Raw genomic sequence first — 2,661 nt, 5'->3', positions numbered from 1 at the left:
CCGATCCGGGCGGGGGGACCCGAGCCGGCGTCGCCCCATGCGACCAGCGGTCGACCACGGTGGACATCACCGCGTCCGCCTCGGCGAGCGCGGCCCGCAGCTCGGCAATCACCGGATGCGTCGGCACGTCACCTTCGGCCCAGGCCGGCGGGTTCCGGTGGGTCCGATCGGCACTGCCCGGGTTGAGCAGGTCGCCGGCCCCGCCGCCGAGGCGGATCAGGGGGGTGCCGAGGCTCAACCGCACCGGGGCGCCGACGCGGTGCGGTCCGTTGGCCGCCCGGGGGAGCGGCGGCACCGCCGGCGCGGGTCGCGACCGGCAGGGCAGCAGGTCCATCCGGGGCGCGGCGCCTTCCGCCCACATCGCCGCCGCGACCCGCCGCAGCTGGTCCAGCCCGGGACGCTTCACGGTATTCGTGACCAACGAGAGATGGTCGTTGCCGGGCAGGGTGTCGTCGACGAATCCCGCGACGCTGCCCACTCCGACCTGGATGAAGGCACGCACCCCGCGCTCGCGCAGCCGCTCGACGAGCTGGCGGAAGCGTACCGGTTCGACCAGGTGTCGAAGAGCGAGCGCGCGGATGGCGTCGTGGTCGCTCGGGTAGGGCGCCACCGTGGTCGCCGACCAGATCGGCACGCTCGCCTCGACGAACGTGGTGCGGGCGAGCCGCGCCCGCATCGGGTCCAGGTACGGTTCGAGGAACGGGGAGTGGAACCCTGACCGGAACGGCAGGATCTGGCCCAGCACGCCGTCGCGGCGCAGCCGGTCCAGCGTGGTACGCACGCTGTCCTCCCGCCCACAGATGATCGACTGATGCGGGCAGTTGTCGTGGGAGACGACGACCTCGTCGAGCCCGGCGATGACCTCCGTCGCGCGCTGCGCGCCGCAGCCGAGCGCGCCGAAGACGACCCCCGGCACCTCCAGGGCTGTCGGGTCGAAGCCGGCGAGGAAGTCGTCGGTGTACTCGTCGGTGATCAGCCCGCAGGAGATCATCGCGTTCCACTCGCCGATGCTGTGGCCGCCGACGAGGTCCGGGATGATCCCGAGCCGCCGCAGCGCCACATCGAGGATCCGGCCGACCTCAACGCTCGCGACGCCATGCCGGCCGAGCATCCCGGTGTCGTCGAGGGTCGGCTTCGTCAGCCCGAAGTGTTCGCAGACATCGTCGATCCGCGGGGTGAACTTGTCCTCCAAGCCGCAGAACAGGAAAGCGGTCTGCGCCGGGGAGTCCCCACCCGCCCGCGCGGGGGCGAACATCCCTGCCGGGGTGAACCACAGGTCGTTGCGTCCCCGCCAGGGGGTGCCGCGCTCGACGACGGTGCGGGCGAGCACCAGCCGACGGGCGGTCGGCGCGACCAGGGCCAGCCGCCACGGCCCACCGGTCGGCGGGGTCGCGGCGTCGTCGCGGGCGAGCAGTTCCGCGTCCGGGACGTCGAGCTGGGCCAGCAGGTCAGCCGCGTCGGCCCCGGCGAACAGCAGCACCGGTTCGACGTCCGGACCGACGTCCGGGTCGGCTGCCCGGTCCACCGTGGTCACCGCCGGGGCGGCGAACGTACGGGCCGCCGTCACCGCCGCGGGTGCCGGCGCCTCCTCCAGCACCAGATGGGCGTTGATGCCGCCGAACCCGAAGGCGTTGACCCCCGCTCGGCGGGGACCGCCGCCGGCCGGGGCGTCCCACTCGACGACGGCGCGCACCGGCGCGAACCGGCTGCCCACGAACGCCGGATGCGGCTCGTCGCAGTGCAGCGTGGGCGGCAGGACCCGGTGGTGCAGCGCCAGCGCGGTCTTGATCAGAGCGGCCGCGCCCGCGGCCGGCATCGCGTGACCGATCATGGACTTGACGGAACCGATCCCGATGTCCGCCCGACCCGGCCCGGCCGGTCCGCCCGACGCGGTGCCAAAGATCCGGCTGAGGGTGGCGAGCTCCACAGCGTCGCCGGTGGGGGTGGCCGTGCCGTGCGCCTCGACGAGGCCGATCGCACCCGGYGCCGTCGGGTCGAGCCCGGCATCCGCCCAGGCCCGGCGGACGGCGAGCGTCTGGCCTTCGACGGCCGGGGCCATCAGCGAGGCGGACCGGCCGTCACTGGACGTGCCCGATCCCCGCAGCACCGCGTAGATCCGATCGCCGTCGCGCTCGGCGTCGGCAAGCCGCTTGAGGACGACCATGCCGACGCCCTCGCCGATGAGAATGCCGTCGGCCCGCCGGTCGAAGGGACGGATGATCTCACTCGGGGACAACGCCCGCAGCAGGGTGAAGACGCTCCAGAACGACGCCTCGTGCACGATGTGGGCGCCACCGACGATCATCGCGTCGGTCCGGCCGGACCCGAGGTCACGCATCGCCATGTCGACGGCGATGAGCGATGACGCGCAGGCCCCGTCCACGGTGTAGGCGGGTCCGCGCAGGTCGAGCCGGTTGGCGATGCGGGAGGCGGCGAGGTTCGGCACCAGCCCGATGGACGCCTCGGGGCGCTGCGGTCCGAGCTGGGCGACGAACGCCTCCCGGACCCGTTCGACGGCCTCGGCCGGCAGGTCGGGCAGGATCTCGCGCAGCGTCGTGACAATCTGGCGGGAGGTGCGCACCCGCTGTTCGAGCTTGGCGACCCCGGGACCGACGTAGCCGCCGCGGCCGAGCACCACCCCGACACGCTCGGCGTCCCCCA

General features: G+C 73.9%; 1 protein-coding gene. It reads right to left on the bottom strand.

Annotated elements, in window-relative coordinates; genetic code table 11:
• On the bottom strand, positions 1 to 2,661 hold a 2,661-nt coding region (locus KBI5_RS01445; protein ID WP_116289817.1), incomplete at both ends, for a type I polyketide synthase.

It is taken from the genome of Frankia sp. KB5 (assembly GCF_002099325.1).
Classification (GTDB): Bacteria; Actinomycetota; Actinomycetes; order Frankiales; family Frankiaceae; genus Frankia; species Frankia casuarinae.
The sequence above is the reverse complement of the archived record's forward strand: the minus strand, read 5'-3'. Positions and strand labels throughout refer to the sequence as shown.